Here is an 18,760-nt window from a genome sequence, read left to right as displayed (position 1 = left end):
CAACTTTAATCAAATATGAAAGATTTAAAAACATTAAAATTGCCGGGTTTAATTGCCTGTTTTCTAGTAGCAATTTTGGTATTAACAGGTTGTTCCAAAAAGGATGAGGTGACTCCAGCAGCTCCTGAACTAGCTATCGTAGGCAAATGGCAGCACATGATTTCTAAGCGATCAGAAAACGGAAAAGTAGTTTATGAATATGTGGGTACGCCTGCAGATTATATGGAAATAACGACCAACGATATTATAGATTTTATGGATGGGGCTAAGTCGGCTTACACCTACAAAGTAATTGAAAAAAATAAAAAAATATCGATAATTGGTTCGGGACTAAATGGCGCAAATGAAGTGATTGAAATCAGAAATCTTTCGAAAACGGCGATGACCTTTTATCAGGAGCGCGTCGTCAATAACAATAAGTATATCTGGTATATTGATTTCAAAAAACAATAATTCTCTCGAGATTATCAATTCATTGGTAACCCTTACAAATCAAGCATAATTCGCAAATTATCTTTAATTTTTACCTGTTGTGCCTGCGTCAATCGACCTAATTTTGATATCAATCGCGTATTATCGATCGCACGAATTTGGTCTACCAGCACGTCACTTATTTCGTCTAATTGACCTTTAGCCAAATGGATACGCAAGTATTCCAACTCCGGTTGGACATTGGTAGTTACTGGACAGATAAGCGTGGACAAATGTATCGTATTCAATAGATCTGTCTGAACAATAACAACTGGCCTTGTTTTGCCTGCCTCTGTGCCTTTGCTCGGATTTAAATTGGCCAACCAGATATCATATTGCTTAATTTCCATCGAACAGCTGATCAAACTCCCGCAAAATTTCCATGGATTCAGTGGCAGCCACGGCAGATTCCTTAGCTAAAGACTTTTTCAATAATCTTCTTTTTTGTACCAGATTATACATATTGACCGCCTCGTTGATATACCGATTCCGTGCCAAGCGCAATTTTGCCGTTATTTCTTCCGTTTCGTTAAAAATATCGTCGTCCAACTTAAGCGATAAAATTTTCATCTGTTTGATTTTTTTCAAAGGTATATATTAATAGTATATACCACAAGTCAGATGACGGATTATCAATTCATTGATATTTGATAAGGCTTATGCTCTGCGAGGTATCCCTCCCACTCCGCTCGACTACCCCTGAACACATTCAAATCAGCGCGATGCGTAATCGCCATCAAATCCGCGTCAATATTAAACTGCCAAAAAGTACAATCCATCATCGCCGGCCGCCAGGTATTCGTTGAGCTCAACCACAAGGTGTGCTGCTCAAAATCAGATGCGATAAAATCACGGTACCCATCCCCATTCGTATAGATTATTGGCTGATGATCCACATACTTTTGCAATTCCTTCATAAACGCGCGGAGTCGATTTTTTACTTTCTCTTGGGGAACCGAACGATTCCCATGTTGCTCTACATCGATGACCAATGGCAATTGTAAACGCTTTCCGTCCAACTGCCGTAAGAAATGTTGGGCCTGCTCCCGCCCATCAACCTCAAAACGAAAAAAGTGATAGGCGCCAACGGGTATTTCCTTAGAACGAAACGCGTGGTAATGTTGGCCAAAAGTATCATCCACCCGATCATTTCCTTCAGTCACTTTCAAAAACACAAAATCCAAGGAGTCTAGGTGATCATATAACACGCGCCCATTCCAATGCGAAAGATCCAAGCCACGCACGTCATAGGATTTGGCGAGCGCCCAAGGGTCTCCAGGTTTCACATGCTTTTGGGTTGCAGGACGAAAATAAAAGACCAAAGTGCCTAACAGGCCAACGAAAAGAAAGAATAGAAATAGCACAGTTTTGGTCATAATGGGATTGCACGATTTGAAAAGCTATTTATTTTAGCCCGCTGATATATGTTATAGGATATCAAAAAAAATACTAGATTAAATGTGATGTTGTAGAATAAAGCTAATCCAAAAACACTTTTGGGAAATGGGAGTGCGCAAAGAAATGAAATCACCGAAATTAAAATTAAACCTATAGAAATCCTGTTTCGAGGCCTTTCTACGAGCATGGTGATAAGCAGTAAGCCAAAATGGAGAAAAATAAAAATGATTAATTGGGCTATAAGCACAAAGCTCTCATAGATATGAAAACCAAAAAATAAAAATCGTTTATGCGCATGAAATTTCATATCCTCAACCCAAATGTAGTTGTAGACAAGCAAATAAGCGATTATCTCCAGGATAGGTAGACCGATAACGCAAAATAACGTGAAGGATAATAGTTTTTTCATGGGTATTATTCGGGAGTATCCGTTTATTCATTAACCAACTTAAGAACTAATTGATATTGGCTTGCTCAATAGTATTAATAAAGCCAATATAAATTCGATCCTGACGTTTACCTGTAACAAAATCCTCAATTTGGTCATCTAAAAGGAGATAAGGTATGTTTTCATTTTAACCTATAAATTAATAACACAACATCACTTCGTTGATTTTTTCCCCTTCCCCGTAATCACAATCTGCTTATTCTGATTATCAATCATAATCGTTGCTAAATTCTGCATCGCACTTTGACCAATCAACATCTCTGCCTCCCGATTCTCCACAATCGAAGCAAACACATTCGTCAACACCAAACCACCGATTTCCAAACGCCTTAACATAATTGTTTTTGACTCCTCATTTGCGCCATTTGCCATGCTGTATATCATCTTCCCTATAAAATCACGCTCACTCAAAAATCCATTTTTTAACATGAAATCAACCTCCGTCCTAGAAATCGTAATATCCGAAGCACCCGTATCAAATAACATATTCAAAGGCAAGCCATTTACTTTCGTGGCCACCTCGTAGGTTCCTCCGTTATGTTGTTTATATGGAATTTTATACGTGCCTACGATGATATTTTTATCTTTAAATGCAGGTAATTGCTTCGCGTCAACTTGAAATTTTGTTTGCCACTTACCAACCAACTGTTTAAATGCAACCGAATTTCGAACAAAATCTAAATCATCATCTTTAGATACATGCGTAAAATCTCTAAACCCCTTTTGAAAAGCTGTGTCCAAATAGGCTATCGACTCACGAGGCATTTTCATTAGGGAATACAAACAAGCCGCATCATAGTAATTGCCATCCGACGGAAACTCTGCCAAATTCCTGGCCATCCAAGCTTTAGCCTGATCAGCCTGACCTAGGCCTAAATACCCATATTGTCTAACATTGCCCGCAGAACCCGTTATCGAATCCAACAAAACTACTTGACGAAAATCTGCATGGGAACGCAACGTATCCTGTAAATGCTTTTCATACAAACGCCCCCGATATAAATAGGCATACGCTAATCCGCGGTCGATCTCGATGGCTGACGTGTAATCCGCTAAGCCCGCTTCCGGATTATGCTGAAATTCATCCTTCACCCATCCACGTTGCATGTAATAATGTGCACTTTCTGGATCCAACTCAATCGCTCGATCGTAATCTGCAATGGCTAGGTCATATTTACCAACTAATCGATATGCCTCCCCTCGACTCGCATAATCATACCCATCAGTAGAATCAATCTTAATCGCTTTGGTATAATCCGCAATGGCCATTTCATGAAGCCCCATCAGCCCATACAGTTCACCACGCCTCGCTTGAAACGTATTTGTTTGTCTCATGGGCATGATCTCTGAAATCGTTTGAAATTCCTTCAAAGCCTTATCCCACTCCTTCTTTTCCGCATAAATCTCAGCGCGTAAATAATGCCAAACTTCCTTATTCGGAAACTCATTAATGAGCAAACCTAATTTAGCCAGCGCCAGCGCGTAATTCTTCTTCGCATACACAACGAAATTGTCACGCAAACGTCTTCGATTATCCACTAAAGTCAACGCGACATACGCATCCTCGATAGCTAAATCATATTTCTTTAACTGAAAATTCCCAAACGAACGATGATCATAAGCAGCTGAATTATCAGAGGCTAACACAATGATCCGACTCGCCTCCTTCACCAACGCATCATATTTTTTCTCATCGCTATATATATGACACATTAATTCACGCGCCGCTATGTTCCCTTCATCTTGAGTTAAAACACGTGCCAAGTCAGCCATGGCTTTGTCATACCAATGGAGGGAATAATATTGGGTAGCCCGACTTAAATAAATATCAGGAACGGAAGGAAATAAAGTTAATGCCTGGGCATAACTAGATTCAAATTTGACCGTATCCGCTAAACGCAAATAGATATCACCCTTTGCTGCCCATGCTTTTGCCAGCAACGTATCTGTGGGTGCCAAATGCTTAATTGCCAAATTAACTTGCGTCAAACCTCCCGCAAAAGTTTCTTTATTGACCTGAATCTGTGCCAAATAATAATAGGCTTTCCCCTCCCCAGGATGCTGCTGCAATTCTTTATTTAAAAAGTCAGCCGCCTCATCATATTGTTCTTCATGAAAATAATTGATACCTGTTTGCAGGTTATAGCTTTGAGCAAATGACTGAAAACTAATGAATAAGAAAAGGTATAAGCGTATTTTTCGCATGGTTGGGATAAGAAATAGGAAAGAAAATTAAAGTTTAGGTACGTAATCTTTGTTACGCGATTTTAAGATATAATAAAACAGATTATCTCGGATGGGATAGAATTCATCTTCCTCTTTGATCGCGAGAAACTCCTCCCAAGAAATGTTCATGTACTGTTTCAATAAATGCGCATATTGTTCAGCATAGAGCGTTGAAAAGTTAAAGATCTTCGCTAAGTCTTCCTTATGTATATGTATCCCCAAATGACTTATGCGGTAGTAATCTTGACTATTACAATCGCAATCAGAATTATAAAAAAGATGTTGCGCAATATATTGATTTAGCTCTCGGTAAGCATATAACCAATTCGTCAAATTCCGCTCAACATTCATGTCAAACTTGCTGTAATCATCCAGTGCAAAATGGGCATTCCACCCTTCTTTATCCACAAAGAGATACGCAGAAAAAACCGCATCAAACAGGTAGAAGAATCGATCAAATCCATCATACCGTTTTAAGTGCGTTTCTACTTCGTGAAACAACTCCGTGTAGCTGTCTACAACCGCTTTCAATTCAACCATGCGGTAATTCAACACATCTCCGGTCAGTATGTCGGCGTAGGCAGCATCGCACCGACTGCGCAGATCCGTATATTCAGCATCTGGCACAAAATCCGGAGCTGCGTCTAGGCCTGGTTTCCACTCAAATGGGTCTGCCGTACGATCGAAATCTTTAGTTGTCATTTCCATACGAAGTAAATAGCCAAAAGAATCAAAGCACCTAGGAGTAAGGCCACGAGCCACCCCATCGAAATTTTGGAAGATTTTTTAGCAGCATGCGGAACAGTCATCCGTTCTGACTCCAACATGGAATCACTTTCGACCATTTGTCGACGACTACCCTTGAACTCCGTATTTTCTAAGACTCGTTCCCTAGCTTTCATTTCCCTGCGCCAGCGATTCATTTTTGATTTCATCGCAGATTTCTTTTCATAGGCGACGAAGGCTTGTTTAAATTCTTCTTCAAAGGCGAGGTCGATGACTACTTCTTTCGCCTGCATCACAAAATAGACCAAACGTAAATTTTCAAATTCCTCCTCTGTGATGAGTCGATAGAATTTCGATTTTTGATAATAGATATTTTCAGGCGCCTGCTTCATCAGGCTTAAAAATATATTGACGTAATCTCGCACTTGAGGAGATAGCAAAGGCCAAACTTTCTTTTGTTCTTGTGGGTCTTCGATTGTTAGATACCCATACATTTCTTGGTATATCATCCTCCTGAAGCATTTAGAAGTAAACGTCTTTCAATCTCTGTTTTAGCCTTAACCAAACATTTGTATTTCTGATTACGCACATTTGCAGCGGTAGTATAGCCAAGCCGATCAGCAATCTGTTGCATGCCAATGTTTCTGAAGTAGAACAGTTGGAAAATTTCATAACAACGAGCCGCTCGATTCTTCATTAATTCAACCACTTCTGAAAAAATAGCAAAGCGCGTAGCATTTTCATCTTCGTCCATGTCAACTTCCATGGCGAGTTCTAATTCGAATTCTGAACTAATGGAGGTGTGCACGGGTTGCCGCCGGTATTTATTTACTAATATGTTCCGACAGATTGCATTGAGATAGGTTTGCAAAGAGCAGGTCAATACGAAACTGGGATTATCCATCTTCTTCAATAACACCAAACAAGCATCTTGAAATACATCCTCAAAGTCCACACCAGAACGAAAATGGCTTCGCATAAAGCGATGGCTGGTTGAGCTACACCGCTCATAAATAGTACGCCAAGATCCCTCTCGATCCATATGAAAGTAGGCTAAAATCTCGTTGTCGCTTTCGGGTAATCTATCGGGCATTAAGGAATTGAATTGGAATCGAAATTAGATTTTTTTGTAGCAAGAAAAAATTTTGGGTGACGTTTTTCAGATTTAGTTATTAAGAGGTATACATAAACTTTTAATATTAAAATCTAACTAAAATGAACAAGCAAAAAACCATTTACCATTTCGTATTAGACCAAAGTGGCTCCATGAGTGATTGTGTGGACGCGACCTTAAGCGGCATTGAATCCCAAAACAAAAAAATCAAAGCCATCGCACAGGAATTCCAAGATCAAGACATCCGTGTAGGGCTTACCGTGTTTAGTGACTCGGTCGATATTCGCTATGATAATCTACCTGTAGATCTACTCCCGAACGTCAACCAAATCAACTACAAACCAGCGGGTGGTACGGCCTTATTGGACGGCATCGGTCTGAGCATTAATCGGGTTGATCAATTAATCGAAAACGAAGGAGACACCGCGGTCATCGTCATCCTGACCGATGGCCACGAGAACGTATCCAAATTCTTTTCACTCGCCCAAATTCAAGAATTGATCAAAACCAAAGAGGCCAGCGGCAAATTCTCATTCAGCTTTTTGGGCGCCACACTCGACGCCGTGGACATGGCCGAAAAGATGAACATTCGTCGGGAAAACAGCGCCGCCTTCGCCAAAGTCGACATGCAAGACGCGGTCTTTAATCGAGTGGCAAATTCGATGATTAATTATTTGGAACGGAAGGGTAAGGGGGAGGATTTGAGGAGGTTTTAAATATAGCAGTCGCCTGGAATTAATGTTCTGGGCGACCTTTTAATAAGTATTTAAAAAAATACAATGCCGATATACTAAATTTAACTTCACTAAAATATGACTCACAAAAATCTATGGAAATTATATTCCCATTAATCATTTTCTTTTTATGGAGTTGGTTTGCAATTTCATTTTTCAAGAAATATAGAGAAAATCAAACATCAGCGCGCTTTAAAAATAATGATTTTTGGAACAATTCATATGTTTTCGAGCTAATACCATCTGTTTTCCCAACCATTGGAATATTTTGCACGGCACTAGGTGTTACTGTTGGAATTTGGAATTTCGACACAACAAATATTGAAAAAAGTATACCTGAATTATTACAAGGTCTAAAACTTGCTTTCATTGCAACAATGGCGGGAATTATAGGACTTATAATTTTCCAAAAAGCACAAGCAGTAATTCAAAAAGAAATAGACGAAAACCCTTTGAGACCAGTTCGTCAAACAGATGAGCTGTCGGCGCTCAACAAAATTATTAATCTCCTAGAATTATCAAAATCATCAAATGAGCTTAATATAGAAAGGCTAATCGAATCCATTGGAGTTAATCTGGAATTAAAAGTTGAAAATCCTCTAAGTAAAATCAACCAAGAGTTGATAACACAAACAAAGAAAACGGTAGACATTAGAGTAGAAACAATTGAATTTAATCGCCAACTAAAAACCATTAGAGAAGAGAATAAAATCGACAATCAAAAATCTCACCTTGCTTTTGAGAATATTTTAAACAAAATAACAAATGGCAATGAAGTGATAGCGTCCAAGTTTGATGAATTTTCGGTTCTATTAAGAAAAAACAATACAGAGGCATTAGTTGAAGTAATGAAAAAAACTACGGAACAATTCAATGCCCAAATGAGCGAATTGATAAACAAACTTGTTAAAGAAAATTTTCAAGAACTTAACAATAGTGTTAAAAATTTAAATGATTGGCAAAAGACAAACAAAGCTCAAATTAATAGCTTAACAACTCAATATGAAAAGGCTGTAGAACTCTTTAATACGTCATCTGTTAAATTAGAACAAGTTTCTAAGAACACGAAAATCCTAACAGACGAAGGAGGCAAATTAAGTCAACTCGTGACTCAACTTCAAAAGGTAATGATTGATGATACCAAATTTGAAGAAATTGTATCCAAAATTCATTCAACTGTCGATACTCTTCAAAATACAACAAATGAATTTGAAGCCACAACTGACAAGTTGAATAGATGGATCCGCGATGAAAGAAACTTTAAGGAGGGGGCTCAAATAATTATTAATAAACTTGAGGAATTTAGAGATTTAAATGGTGGAGTTTGGGATTCATATAGAGAAGAATTAACAAAATCTATTGGGATAATTAAAGGAACAAGTGAGAGGCTTGGAAATGATTTAGACAATATTAATGCCGAATTTTATGAACGTTTAAATGATACATTTACCAATTTAGACTTGCTAATTCAACGATTTATTCCAACTGGACAAAAATAATGCGACTTAAAAAAAAAGAAGATTTTTGGATACCATATGCAGATTTAATGACTGTATTAATGGCAATTTTCCTATTTATTGCGATAGCATTTATGGCTAAAATTCAAATTCAAAATAAGTCCAAAAATAAGATTATTGAAGATTATGAAAAATCTAAAAAAGATATCTACAATGATTTAAATACTATTTTCAAAAATGATTTCAAAAGATGGAACTTAGAACTGGATAAGGATTTATCAATTCGATTTTCAGATCCCAAAATTTTATTCGAAAGTGAACAAGCAGTTTTGCCAGCAAAATTCAAATTAATTTTAAACGACTTTTTCCCTAAGTTTTTAATAGTTATTAATAACAAAAAATACAGGGACAAAATCCAAGAAGTTCGAATAGAGGGACATACTGATGATTTGCCGATTGTGAGAAATACAATTGATCCATATATAGACAACATGACACTTTCTCAAGCCAGAGCGAGAAATGTTTTATTCCATTTTAGGCGACGACCAGAGTATTTAAGGTTACCTCTTGAAGATAGGAAATATCTATCATTTGTATTAACCGCAAATGGACTTTCTTATGGCCGTACACTTGATAATAAAAAACAATTTTCATATCAAACAAAAAGGAGTATTAATAGAGATTTTTCAAGGAGGGTTGAATTTAAAATTGTAACGTCTAGTGAACAAATAATTAAAGACCTGGCAAGTCAATTAGAATAATGGAACTTTATAAATTTAAAAAGCTAGAAGCACACCTTGATGATTTAGGTTTCCCAGATGTCCAAGAGAGTCGATTCAAAATATTTAGAAGAGATTTTACAGAAGAACAGGCAAAAGGAACTTTAATTAATAGGGATGGCAAATTTTATTTAGTTGAAAATGGAATTGAATCGCTTGGTTATTTTTACATAAAAATGCCAGATATTAAGCAATATGGATTACCTAAGTTCCACATAACTGAATGTAGGACAATATTAGGATACAAAGCAAACAACAATTTCGATGGCCACTATTATTTAAATAATAATAATGTTGTGGATCTAGTGGACAGGCAAACTCGAAAAAAACACACCAATCAAAAACTTGCATTATGCTACCATTGTCGGCAAATTTTCCCGGAAGAAGCTGCCGACACTCAAGAATTTTTCGACCGCTTAGTGAACGATGAAACTCAAACTGAAAATATCTTGGAAGTAGATATTTTTGGATATACTTTGAACTGGCCACAAATTAGTAAGTCTTTTAAAAAGTTAAAGAATCACACTTGCCAGCGTTGTAACATTCAAATGAAAAACGCAAGTGACTTCCGCTTTATCCATGTTCATCATAAAAACGGAAATAAAAGACAAAATGACCCTAGTAATTTGGAATGCCTTTGTATAAAATGTCATTCTTTAATTGACGAAAACCATCAAAAAAAAATTGGAAGTAATCTGAAAAACTTTATTTTAAAATATCCTCAACTTTAAAAACTATACTTTACAATTTTTACAAACCCGCATTTTCAACATTTCTAAATATCTTTTTTCAATCAAGTAATATTGTGCTTTTTTAAAACCATTTTTCTTCTCTGTAAAAACACCAGTATTTTGATGAAATTGTTCTTCGTCGTAATTGTTTCTCATTGAAACACATTCAAAATTGATGTGAAAAATTTTTCGATGATATTGATTTTTCAAATCATCCGCATTTTTATAATTTCTGAAAATTTCTCCAAATCTTTCCTGTTGTTGTAAATTATCAGCAAAATTTTCGAACCTGTCATTTTCATTCATAAAAGAATAAAGATTCAAAAAAAAAGCACTTTGACTCAAAAAAGATTCCCGTAATTCTTCTGATGTAAATTTATTTTGGTCTAGATTACCTAAAGAGTATTTATCTCTTAATCCTTTAATTTGAGATGGGGATAAACCAGAATTATTTAGGTACATCATTGCATAAAATACTATGGAATTTGCAACTGCATTTGTTACATAAGCCCAGTAACATGGTATCTTATTGTTTGATAAAGGATCTATGTAAACTGGAGCTGTGCCAAACTCCAGAAATGTCAAAACATCACTTGAATAACCAACAAGCGCTTGATCTAAGCTATGTCCACTTAATAACAATGAATAGTCACCTTCTTTTAAGTAAACCCAGTACATTAATTTACTTTGTTCTTCTATTCCCGCTAGCTTAACAAATTTCCCAAAGTTATTTTCAAAATGATTAGTAATACAACTTTTCCAAAACATAATTGATGTATTAAAACTTGATAAAATTTGAACTCATCAAACAAACATAAAATCTCAAGTAACAAAAAACTAGTAACAATTAATATTTTAACTATTGATGCGAAATGCCTATTATAAAAGCAATGAATGAAATTATTATCATGAGAATCATTAAATAATGACTAAATGTAACTTTAGTTTTAACAACAAATTGCTTGTTTTTACTACTGTTTAATTTAGCTGATATTTTTACTACTTCTTTACTTTTCTTATGGTCTGAAATTTCTTTAAGAATTACATCGCTTAAATATGGGAAGTAGAACGAGTTATCAACTTCAGATATGTATTTTTCATACGATATTTTACCATCAGTATAAAGGTTTAGCAGTTTTATCAATCCATATCGAGCCTGTCGTTCATCATTATCCATATTATTATAGGAATGCCAATCAGGTTTAAAATTAATATCATTTGACATATTAAATATATTTTGAATTATTAAATTGACTTTAAAATAAAAGAATCAAATATAAAGTTTATAGAAAACAAAAAACAAAAAATCACACGAAATCACACCGATTTGCATCGTTAGTGAAGGAGTGACAGCTCCGTTTCACTCCGCTGTCATCCGCAAAGGGCATCTGGAACAAAGCCTACAGTATTCGCTGCTCGAATCCTGTACTTTTTTCATTGGGGCCGTTCAACCACACAAGTGCTTTTCCTGACCCTAACAAAAAAGCCTCCCAGCTCACGCTGAAAGGCTTTGTAGAGGGGAAGGGATTCGAACCCTCGGTAAGCTTGAGACCTACACACGCTTTCCAAGCGTGCTCCTTAAACCACTCGGACACCCCTCTAATTGGGATGGCAAAGTTATCAATTTATTTTGACGAATCGAAAAAGCCATCCATATCCTTTTTGAACTGAATCAAAGAGGGTTTGTGGATGTAATACATGTGGCCCGACTCATACATTTTGATGTCCACCCGGCTGCGTTGCTCCGGACGTAAAAACATGTGCTCAATGTCATATAAAGCTGTGAAATATGGTGTCGCAAAGTCATAATACCCACAACCCAAATACACCTTCAAAGCCGGATTTTTCGCCATCGCATCCCGTAAACTCTCCGCCACATTCAAATACTTATTCTGCACATTCTTGTACGACCACGGATACACATCCCCAAACACATTATAGCCCTTCTCCTCCTTAAACTTCAATTCCTTCTGCATATACGCATTGATCGTCGACGTAAACGGCCCGTCTATGTTGGCAAAGGATGGGTCAAAATCCACATACTCACCCGCATCATCCAAGTCTCTTCCAGTAAAGCGTGCATCCAAACGACCCACGGATAAACCATCCGCCCGACGCAAGGATTTATAAAAACGATTCTCGTCTACACGTAGATTGGATTGTAAACACAATTCTTTGGAAAGTCCCGTCCAATAGGCCAATTTGCCTGCAATCGCGTCCTTTTCAGCGGCCGACATCCATCCGCCCTTGATCAATGCCGAAGCATATTCGCCAATAGACCAAGCTTCAGACTCTTTCAAGATATCTGCCAAAGGACGTGCCTGTAAAGCCGGTGCCAACTTCTTATGATACCATGCCGCCGCCGTATAAGATGGGACATATAAAGCACGAGGCAAATCATTTCCAACCGCGTAATCATTCGTTCCAAAATTCAAGACAGCCGAAATCAAAATCACCCCATTGATGTATATCCGATGGCGATCCTGCAAATGCTTCGCTAATCCCGCCGCTCGTGTTGTTCCATAACTCTCGCCCGCTAAGAATTTAGGCGATGCCCAGCGCTCATAGCGACTCAAAAAGTTGCGCACAAAGGCACCAATCGATTCGATATCTTCTACGTATCCATGGTATTTGCTGGCGTCCTGACCCACTGCACGGGAATAACCCGTGGAAACGGGATCAATGAAAACTAAATCCGTTTTGTCCAACCACCCATATTCATTGTCGACATACGTATACGGAGGAGCAGTCGCAGTTCCATCATCCTTCAACAGAACACGCTTAGGACCGACGCCACCCATGTGCAACCACAAAGAAGCTGAACCCGGACCACCGTTAAAGGTGAAGGTTAACGGACGCTTGCCAGCATCCTCGCCATCCTTTTGGTAATACGTAAAAAAGATCTTCGCTAACACCTTACCGGTGTCGGCCTTCATGTGCATGTAACCCGTATAGGCAGTGTAATTAAGCGGCTTTCCGGCCAGATTCAACACATGCGACGTCTTAACTACCTCGACCCCTTGAATGTCCATGGTAGGCTTTTGAGCCATTAGACCAAAGAAGGCCAAACAAATAATTCCAGTAAATATTGATTTCATCTTAAAAAATTTAAAAACGAATATAAAAATTCTTTGGCAATAAACCTGTTTTGACTTACTTTTGCCTAATACTCTATATATTATATAGACTTAATACGTTTAACTTACCAAATATGCAAAGTTTCCGCTCTGAGATAGAAAACCCGATTGTTGAAAAAGACATCCTAGATTTGGCCAAAAAGATTGCCCAATTCAAGGCTGGCGAGATTCACGAAGAGAAGTTCCGTAGTCTGCGGTTGGCACGTGGGGTGTATGGACAGCGCCAACAAGGCGTTCAGATGATCCGTATTAAATTACCCTACGGCAAGATTCAATTCCATCAATGGAAGCGTATCGCGGATATCTCCGATGAATATTCAACTGGAAACTTGCACTTAACAACCCGTCAAGACATTCAAATCCACTTCGTTTCCTTGGACCGCACGCCGGAACTTTGGGCGAAATTGGAACAAGACGATATCACGTTGCGTGAAGCCTGCGGAAACACGGTGCGTAACATCACCGCCTCCCCTACTTCGGGCATCGACCCCAAAGAACTTTTTGACGTAAGCCCGCATGCAGATGCTGCTTTCCGTTATTTTCTACGCAATCCGATCTGCCAAGAAATGGGGCGCAAAATCAAGATGTCATTCTCGAATACAGAAGAAGATACATCACTCGCCTATCTACATGACGTTGGTTTTATTCCCAAAATCCAAGACGGAACGCGCGGCTTTAAAGTCGTAGTTGGTGGTGGATTAGGAGCCCAACCTATGTTGGCACACACCGCCTACGAATTCCTAGCGGAAGACCTAGTCATTCCTTTCATCGAATCTGTACTTCGTGTTTTCGATCGCCACGGCGAGCGTAACTCACGCCACAAGGCCCGCATGAAGTTCTTGATTCAGAAAATTGGCTTTGAGGAATTCATGAATTTGGTGAATGCCGAAACCCAAGCCTTGAAAAATCACAGTTTCGCGATTGCAGATGCGTCGGCTTGGGAAGTATCAGAGCCAACCTTAATAGCTGATATCGCCGCACCGTCAACGGCTGAATACCAAACGTGGATCGACACAAATACATTTGAACAAAAGCAAAAAGGATTCCACGCGGTATACGTGCGGATCCTAAATGGCAATATTTCAAGTGATACGTCTCGTTCGCTAATTGAGGCGTTCACAGGGTATATAGGAGATGATGTTCGAATCACAATCAACCAAGGATTGATGTTGAAGTTTGTGCCTACGGCCAACTTACCTTATGTTTTCCAAGTATTGAACGCACATGGTTTAGCGGCACCCGGTGCGAATTCCATTGCCAACATTACCGCATGCCCAGGAACGGATACCTGTAATTTGGCGATCTCGGATTCGACACACATTACATCGAAATTGGAGCAAGTGATCAACGAGGAATTCCCTTCCTTGATTCATGATTCAGCGATGAAAATCAAGATTTCGGGCTGTATGAATGCTTGTGGCCAACACAGCATGGCATCCATCGGATTCCACGGATCATCCTTAAAAGCAGCAGACAAGCGTGTGTTGCCTGCTTTGCAAGTATTGATTGGCGGAGCAACCTTAGGAAATGGCGACGGCCGCATCGCGGATAAAGTCATCAAAGTTCCTTCCAAAAGAGGCCCTGAAGTGTTGCGCGTATTATTGAACAACTTCGAAGAAAACGCCCAAGACGGCGAATATTTCCATGAATATTACGATCGTCAAGGCGAGAAATACTTCTATAATTTATTGAAACCAATTGCTGATTTGACCACATTGGTGAATTCAGACTTCATCGATTGGGGGGCGACGGATAGCTTCGCAACGGAAATTGGCGTAGGCGAATGTGCCGGTGTGATGATTGATTTGGTGGCAACCTTGTTGTTTGAATCAGAGGAAAAATACGAATGGACAGCGGCAGCATTAGAGGACAAACGCTGGGCAGATGCTATTTACCATGCTTACTCCGTTTTCATCTCAGCTGCCAAAGCCTTGTTATTAGATAAATCAGTCACGGTAGCGAATCAAAGTGCGGTCATCAATAAGTTTGAGGAGCATTTTGTGGCGACGGGTGAATTTGCGATTGAGGCTGCGACCTTCCCTGAATTGGTCTTGCAGATCAACCAAAACGAACCTTCCGAAGCCTTTGCGCGTCAATTCGCGGCGCAGGCACATAACTTTTTAACAGCTGCCACTTCATTCCGCCAAGCCATCGCATGAAAAATTTAGCTCATTTCAGAAAATTAGAACCACAACCCCGCCTAACGGTGTTGGGTGCGGGCCCTGGTGATCCGGAATTGATCACCTTGAAGGCGATCAAAGCGATTGCTTCGGCACAGGCAGTATTATATGATGCGCTGGTGGATGTCAGTTTATTAGAACATTGTTCACCTGTTTGCGAAAAAATATTCGTTGGCAAAAAGCCCGGCGAGAGCCATTCGCAAGCGGCGATCAACGAATTAATCGTAGAAAAAGCGTATGCGGTGGGACATGTCGTTCGTTTGAAAGGCGGTGACCCATTCGTATTCGGAAGAGGCCAAGAAGAAATCGAATTCGCCAAATCCTATGGTCTGATTACGGGCTATATTCCCGGCATCAGTTCATCTTACGCGGCGCCCGGTGCAGCGGATATTCCCTTAACTGTACGCGGTGTGAATGAAAGTTTCTGGGTGATGACCGGTACCAAATCGGACGGCTCATTATCTGAAGATTTAAAACTAGGCTTGCAATCCACAGCTACGTTGGTGATTTTGATGGGGATGAATAAATTAGGTGAAATTGCTGCTTTATGCCAAAGTTACAGCAAAGGTGATATCTCCGCTGCCATCATCCAAAACGGCACCATGGCGAATCAGCGCGTTGGCATTTCTACTGCGGCGGAGCTTGAAAATTTGGCCAAAAAAGAAGATCTTCGTAACCCTGCGATCATCGTGATCGGCGAAGTAGTTCGCCACGCGAAGCCTGAATTGTGGGAGAAAATTTTAAAAAATACACTGAATCGCTAAGCTTTGGCAAACCTTAAAGGTTTGCCAAAGCTAAACGCGGAAATCACACTTTTCGTATGTCACAAAGACTCAACATATCCTCTGGATCCCCATTTGAAGACACATTCGGCTATTGCCGTGCCGTAAAAACGGGAAACTTATTAGAAATATCAGGTACGGTTGCCCTCATTGATGGCGAAAAAGTAACGGCCGACGATCTATATGCCCAAACGTATAACATCATTGAGCGCATTGCAGTCGTATTAGAAGAAGCAGGTTCATCAATCAAAGATGTGGTTCGTACCCGAATTTTCACCACCGACATTTCTCAAAATTTAGAAATCGCCCGAGCGCACGCACATTTCTTTAAAGATATTAAACCAACAACCGGTATCTACGAAATATCCGCATTGATTGCTCCACAATATAAAGTGGAGATCGAATTCACGGCGTGGGTGGGATAGTTTCCTTTGGCAAAGCTCCTGGCTTTGCCAAAGTTATAAGTATGCTAGCGCAAGAAAATTAACATATACCATGTATGGGCCATAGAAAAAAGACGCGAAGTATCGCGTCTCTACAAATCCAAGGTCCAACGTCTAAAGTCTAACGTCTATACAGCGTCTAAGCCTGCCGCCTCCCTCTTCAACAACTCCGCTTCGATCGGCACCACACCTAATAACTCACACACCAAGCCTCCACCCAAATTTGCAAGTTCCGCGATTTGTGCTGGCGTTGCTCCCGCCGCTAACGCGCATGCGGCAATCGAGATCACGGTATCACCCGCTCCAGACACATCCGCGATTTGACGAATATGTGCTGTGATAGCTACCTGCTCCGACGCGTAATCCATGTAAACGCCACGCTCAGATAACGTCACAAATACACCACCAAAATTTTGAGATTCTTTAAATTTCTTAACCGTTGCAGGCAAGGCCAACGAACTTAAATCCGAAGATTCCAAGCCCAAACCATCCCGCAATTCATGTAAATTCGGCTTAAATAAGCTAGCTCCCCGATACGCAAAGAAGTTCTTTTTCTTTGGATCAACAACGGTAGGAATTCCTGCCCCCCGAGCCAATCCCATTACCTCTTGGATCAACCCCTCACTCAAAACTCCTTTGTCGTAATCTTCGAAAATAATCACGTCAACTTGTGAAATGTACGCTTTGATGGCGGCCAGCAAAGCTGCCGATGAGGACTTTGAAATATGCGCCTCAGTCTCCGAATCCACCCGAATGAGTTGTTGGGACCCCGCTATCACCCGCTCCTTCACGGTCGTAGGCCGACCGCCCTCCTGGATGATTCCGTCCACCGACAAGCCCGCGTCAACTAAAATCTGCAACAAAGAAGCACCCGTTGCATCATCTCCAATCACCGAACAGACAATTGGCTTAGCCCCTAAGCTCGCCACATTCAATACCACATTTCCTGCTCCACCTAAACGCGATTCGCGCTTCACCACATTCACCACTTGCACCGGCGCTTCAGGTGAAATCCGACTCACTTTTCCCCACGTATAGGCATCGACCATCAGATCCCCGATGACCATCACTCGAAGCTTCGAAAAGCCCTCAATAACTTTAGCTAAAGCGCTCATAAATTAACCTCCTATCGTCGTCATCGATTCATTAATGACGCCCTTTCTATTTTTTTCAGCCTCAAAACCATCTAGAGGCCGCTTTTGATACAATCCCACTAATACATTGCGCAAGTCCTCATCCGAAATCCCAGCGCGAAGATACGCCTTCAAATCAAAAACGCCATCATCATACAAACAGGTTTTTACTTGGCCTTTGGCAGTCAATCGAACCCGATTGCAGCTTCCGCAAAAAGTCCGCGAAAATGCAGCAATTATCCCCACATCCCCCGCATGGCCTGGTATTTCATAGCGATTTGCCGTCTCACCCCCCCGCATAAATACAGGTTTCATGACCGGATAAACCGTTTTCAACTCATTCAAAATGCGCTCGTGATTCCAAAACAAGGTCCCCTCCACTAAGCCGGAACCATTAAATGGCATCTCCTCAATATACCGAACTGAAATAGGCAATGCTTTTGTCAACCCAGCCAAAGCCAAAATATCCGCCTCATTCTGACCCTTCATCACCACCGCATTGATTTTTACGTCAAATCCTTCGGAAACCAGACGTAGTAAATTTTGGTATACGACGTCATAATCATCCCGACGGGTTATCTGCTTAAAGCGATCACGATCCAAGGCATCCAAACTTAAATTTATGGAACGAATACCCAGCATCTTTAATTGATCGATATAATCCCCAATCAACACGCCATTACTCGTCAAACATATTTCCAAACCCGGGAGCGTCGAAATCTCCGTCAGAAAATCCATCAATCCATTGCGCACAAATGGCTCTCCTCCTGTAATCCGTACCTTCTCGATTCCCATTCCATGCATCACGCGAACCACGCGAACCATTTCCGGCCAGGTCAATAATTCCCTCTCCGGCATGTACACAATCCCCTCCGCAGGCATGCAATACGAACAACGTAAATTGCAACGATCCGTCACCGCAAGACGTAAATACGTCATCGGCCGACCATGATTATCCAAGAGTTGATTATCTTTACCCATTCGACGCGCAAATTACGAAA

20 protein-coding genes and 1 tRNA gene are annotated in these 18,760 nt (G+C 40.1%); 8 read left to right on the top strand and 13 right to left on the bottom strand.

Translation table 11 applies throughout. The features are described 5' to 3' along the window. The first annotated feature begins 15 nt into the window (after nucleotides 1–15). The gene (locus tag U0R10_RS00425; protein ID WP_377981703.1) at nucleotides 16–453 is read left to right on the top strand and encodes a hypothetical protein; all 438 of its coding nucleotides are present in this window, start codon (nucleotides 16–18) and stop codon (nucleotides 451–453) included. A 32-nt stretch (nucleotides 454–485) separates the two neighbouring features. Here the strand turns inward: U0R10_RS00425 and U0R10_RS00420 are convergent, their stop codons facing one another. The 7 genes from U0R10_RS00420 to U0R10_RS00390 all read right to left on the bottom strand — a co-directional run bounded on the left by U0R10_RS00420 (nucleotide 486) and on the right by U0R10_RS00390 (nucleotide 6,311). Next, nucleotides 486–821: a type II toxin-antitoxin system PemK/MazF family toxin gene (locus U0R10_RS00420; protein WP_377981702.1), complete on the bottom strand. Its 336-nt coding sequence runs from the start codon at nucleotides 819–821 to the stop codon at nucleotides 486–488. Next, complete coding sequence (locus U0R10_RS00415) at nucleotides 811–1,041, bottom strand: hypothetical protein (protein WP_377981701.1); 231 nt, start codon at nucleotides 1,039–1,041, stop codon at nucleotides 811–813. Before U0R10_RS00415 ends, U0R10_RS00420 begins: the two co-directional genes overlap by 11 nt. Before the next feature lie 62 nt (nucleotides 1,042–1,103). Beyond that, a complete protein-coding gene (locus U0R10_RS00410) occupies nucleotides 1,104–1,847 on the bottom strand; it encodes a glycoside hydrolase family 25 protein (protein WP_377981700.1) in 744 nt (247 codons plus the stop codon). A gap of 623 nt (nucleotides 1,848–2,470) precedes the next feature. Beyond that, on the bottom strand, nucleotides 2,471–4,522 hold the full coding sequence (locus tag U0R10_RS00405; RefSeq protein ID WP_377981699.1) for a tetratricopeptide repeat protein: 2,052 nt from the start codon (nucleotides 4,520–4,522) through the stop codon (nucleotides 2,471–2,473). Nucleotides 4,523–4,549: 27 nt separating this feature from the next. After that, nucleotides 4,550–5,251: a hypothetical protein gene (locus U0R10_RS00400; protein ID WP_377981698.1), complete on the bottom strand. Its 702-nt coding sequence runs from the start codon at nucleotides 5,249–5,251 to the stop codon at nucleotides 4,550–4,552. Next, nucleotides 5,242–5,778, bottom strand: coding sequence for a hypothetical protein (locus U0R10_RS00395; protein ID WP_377981697.1), 537 nt, complete (start codon nucleotides 5,776–5,778; stop codon nucleotides 5,242–5,244). The genes U0R10_RS00400 and U0R10_RS00395 overlap by 10 nt, the downstream gene beginning before the upstream one ends. Beyond that, the gene (locus U0R10_RS00390) at nucleotides 5,775–6,311 is read right to left on the bottom strand and encodes an RNA polymerase sigma factor (RefSeq protein ID WP_377981696.1); all 537 of its coding nucleotides are present in this window, start codon (nucleotides 6,309–6,311) and stop codon (nucleotides 5,775–5,777) included. The genes U0R10_RS00395 and U0R10_RS00390 overlap by 4 nt, the downstream gene beginning before the upstream one ends. 173 nt (nucleotides 6,312–6,484) lie before the next feature. On the opposite strand from U0R10_RS00390, the gene U0R10_RS00385 reads away from it, so the two are divergent. The 4 genes from U0R10_RS00385 to U0R10_RS00370 all read left to right on the top strand — a co-directional run bounded on the left by U0R10_RS00385 (nucleotide 6,485) and on the right by U0R10_RS00370 (nucleotide 10,084). Then, complete coding sequence (locus U0R10_RS00385; protein WP_377981695.1) at nucleotides 6,485–7,099, top strand: vWA domain-containing protein; 615 nt, start codon at nucleotides 6,485–6,487, stop codon at nucleotides 7,097–7,099. 113 nt (nucleotides 7,100–7,212) lie between these two features. Beyond that, complete coding sequence (locus U0R10_RS00380; RefSeq protein WP_377981694.1) at nucleotides 7,213–8,616, top strand: MotA/TolQ/ExbB proton channel family protein; 1,404 nt, start codon at nucleotides 7,213–7,215, stop codon at nucleotides 8,614–8,616. Beyond that, on the top strand, nucleotides 8,616–9,335 hold the full coding sequence (locus U0R10_RS00375) for an OmpA/MotB family protein (protein ID WP_377981693.1): 720 nt from the start codon (nucleotides 8,616–8,618) through the stop codon (nucleotides 9,333–9,335). Before U0R10_RS00380 ends, U0R10_RS00375 begins: the two co-directional genes overlap by 1 nt. Next, complete coding sequence (locus tag U0R10_RS00370; RefSeq protein WP_377981692.1) at nucleotides 9,335–10,084, top strand: HNH endonuclease; 750 nt, start codon at nucleotides 9,335–9,337, stop codon at nucleotides 10,082–10,084. Before U0R10_RS00375 ends, U0R10_RS00370 begins: the two co-directional genes overlap by 1 nt. A gap of 3 nt (nucleotides 10,085–10,087) precedes the next feature. Here the strand turns inward: U0R10_RS00370 and U0R10_RS00365 are convergent, their stop codons facing one another. From U0R10_RS00365 to U0R10_RS00350, 4 genes are all read right to left on the bottom strand, one after another. Continuing rightward, nucleotides 10,088–10,852, bottom strand: coding sequence for a hypothetical protein (locus U0R10_RS00365; protein WP_377981691.1), 765 nt, complete (start codon nucleotides 10,850–10,852; stop codon nucleotides 10,088–10,090). A 91-nt stretch (nucleotides 10,853–10,943) separates the two neighbouring features. Beyond that, on the bottom strand, nucleotides 10,944–11,309 hold the full coding sequence (locus U0R10_RS00360) for a hypothetical protein (protein WP_377981690.1): 366 nt from the start codon (nucleotides 11,307–11,309) through the stop codon (nucleotides 10,944–10,946). 288 nt (nucleotides 11,310–11,597) lie between these two features. Further along, a tRNA-Ser gene (locus tag U0R10_RS00355) sits at nucleotides 11,598–11,685 on the bottom strand. A 24-nt stretch (nucleotides 11,686–11,709) separates the two neighbouring features. Beyond that, a complete protein-coding gene (locus U0R10_RS00350; protein ID WP_377981689.1) occupies nucleotides 11,710–13,182 on the bottom strand; it encodes a S10 family peptidase in 1,473 nt (490 codons plus the stop codon). Between the two features lie 113 nt (nucleotides 13,183–13,295). Here U0R10_RS00350 and U0R10_RS00345 point away from each other — a divergent pair, with 113 nt between their 5' ends. Genes U0R10_RS00345 through U0R10_RS00335 form a run of 3 tightly spaced genes read left to right on the top strand, consistent with a single transcriptional unit; the run spans nucleotide 13,296 to nucleotide 16,608 of the window. Continuing rightward, on the top strand, nucleotides 13,296–15,380 hold the full coding sequence (locus tag U0R10_RS00345) for a nitrite reductase (protein ID WP_377981688.1): 2,085 nt from the start codon (nucleotides 13,296–13,298) through the stop codon (nucleotides 15,378–15,380). Beyond that, nucleotides 15,377–16,165, top strand: coding sequence for a uroporphyrinogen-III C-methyltransferase (gene cobA / locus U0R10_RS00340; RefSeq protein ID WP_377981687.1), 789 nt, complete (start codon nucleotides 15,377–15,379; stop codon nucleotides 16,163–16,165). Before U0R10_RS00345 ends, cobA begins: the two co-directional genes overlap by 4 nt. Before the next feature lie 56 nt (nucleotides 16,166–16,221). Continuing rightward, complete coding sequence (locus tag U0R10_RS00335) at nucleotides 16,222–16,608, top strand: RidA family protein (protein WP_377981686.1); 387 nt, start codon at nucleotides 16,222–16,224, stop codon at nucleotides 16,606–16,608. 146 nt (nucleotides 16,609–16,754) lie between these two features. On the opposite strand, the gene U0R10_RS00330 is transcribed toward U0R10_RS00335, so the two are convergent. Next, nucleotides 16,755–17,741, bottom strand: a complete 987-nt coding sequence (locus U0R10_RS00330) for a bifunctional heptose 7-phosphate kinase/heptose 1-phosphate adenyltransferase (protein WP_377981685.1) — start codon at nucleotides 17,739–17,741, stop codon at nucleotides 16,755–16,757. 3 nt (nucleotides 17,742–17,744) lie between these two features. Beyond that, the gene (gene moaA, locus U0R10_RS00325; protein WP_377981684.1) at nucleotides 17,745–18,740 is read right to left on the bottom strand and encodes a GTP 3',8-cyclase MoaA; all 996 of its coding nucleotides are present in this window, start codon (nucleotides 18,738–18,740) and stop codon (nucleotides 17,745–17,747) included. Nucleotides 18,741–18,760: the final 20 nt, after the last annotated feature.

The organism is Aquirufa avitistagni (assembly GCF_042715545.1).
Lineage (GTDB): Bacteria > Bacteroidota > Bacteroidia > Cytophagales > Spirosomataceae > Aquirufa > Aquirufa avitistagni.
This window is presented reverse-complemented; position numbering and strand designations above follow the sequence as displayed.

Excerpts from the sequence above, each read along its gene's own strand:
- U0R10_RS00365 (WP_377981691.1), bottom strand. The coding sequence starts at position 10,852 with ATGTTTTGGAAAAGTTGTATTACTAATCATTTTGAAAATAACTTTGGG.
- U0R10_RS00405 (WP_377981699.1), bottom strand. The coding sequence starts at position 4,522 with ATGCGAAAAATACGCTTATACCTTTTCTTATTCATTAGTTTTCAGTCA.
- cobA (WP_377981687.1), top strand. The coding sequence starts at position 15,377 with ATGAAAAATTTAGCTCATTTCAGAAAATTAGAACCACAACCCCGCCTA.
- U0R10_RS00380 (WP_377981694.1), top strand. The coding sequence starts at position 7,213 with ATGGAAATTATATTCCCATTAATCATTTTCTTTTTATGGAGTTGGTTT.
- U0R10_RS00345 (WP_377981688.1), top strand. The coding sequence starts at position 13,296 with ATGCAAAGTTTCCGCTCTGAGATAGAAAACCCGATTGTTGAAAAAGAC.
- U0R10_RS00335 (WP_377981686.1), top strand. The coding sequence starts at position 16,222 with ATGTCACAAAGACTCAACATATCCTCTGGATCCCCATTTGAAGACACA.
- U0R10_RS00370 (WP_377981692.1), top strand. The coding sequence starts at position 9,335 with ATGGAACTTTATAAATTTAAAAAGCTAGAAGCACACCTTGATGATTTA.
- U0R10_RS00395 (WP_377981697.1), bottom strand. The coding sequence starts at position 5,778 with ATGATATACCAAGAAATGTATGGGTATCTAACAATCGAAGACCCACAA.
- U0R10_RS00410 (WP_377981700.1), bottom strand. The coding sequence starts at position 1,847 with ATGACCAAAACTGTGCTATTTCTATTCTTTCTTTTCGTTGGCCTGTTA.
- U0R10_RS00330 (WP_377981685.1), bottom strand. The coding sequence starts at position 17,741 with ATGAGCGCTTTAGCTAAAGTTATTGAGGGCTTTTCGAAGCTTCGAGTG.
- U0R10_RS00350 (WP_377981689.1), bottom strand. The coding sequence starts at position 13,182 with ATGAAATCAATATTTACTGGAATTATTTGTTTGGCCTTCTTTGGTCTA.
- U0R10_RS00425 (WP_377981703.1), top strand. The coding sequence starts at position 16 with ATGAAAGATTTAAAAACATTAAAATTGCCGGGTTTAATTGCCTGTTTT.
- U0R10_RS00400 (WP_377981698.1), bottom strand. The coding sequence starts at position 5,251 with ATGGAAATGACAACTAAAGATTTCGATCGTACGGCAGACCCATTTGAG.
- U0R10_RS00360 (WP_377981690.1), bottom strand. The coding sequence starts at position 11,309 with ATGTCAAATGATATTAATTTTAAACCTGATTGGCATTCCTATAATAAT.
- U0R10_RS00390 (WP_377981696.1), bottom strand. The coding sequence starts at position 6,311 with ATGGATCGAGAGGGATCTTGGCGTACTATTTATGAGCGGTGTAGCTCA.
- moaA (WP_377981684.1), bottom strand. The coding sequence starts at position 18,740 with ATGGGTAAAGATAATCAACTCTTGGATAATCATGGTCGGCCGATGACG.
- U0R10_RS00415 (WP_377981701.1), bottom strand. The coding sequence starts at position 1,041 with ATGAAAATTTTATCGCTTAAGTTGGACGACGATATTTTTAACGAAACG.
- U0R10_RS00420 (WP_377981702.1), bottom strand. The coding sequence starts at position 821 with ATGGAAATTAAGCAATATGATATCTGGTTGGCCAATTTAAATCCGAGC.
- U0R10_RS00375 (WP_377981693.1), top strand. The coding sequence starts at position 8,616 with ATGCGACTTAAAAAAAAAGAAGATTTTTGGATACCATATGCAGATTTA.
- U0R10_RS00385 (WP_377981695.1), top strand. The coding sequence starts at position 6,485 with ATGAACAAGCAAAAAACCATTTACCATTTCGTATTAGACCAAAGTGGC.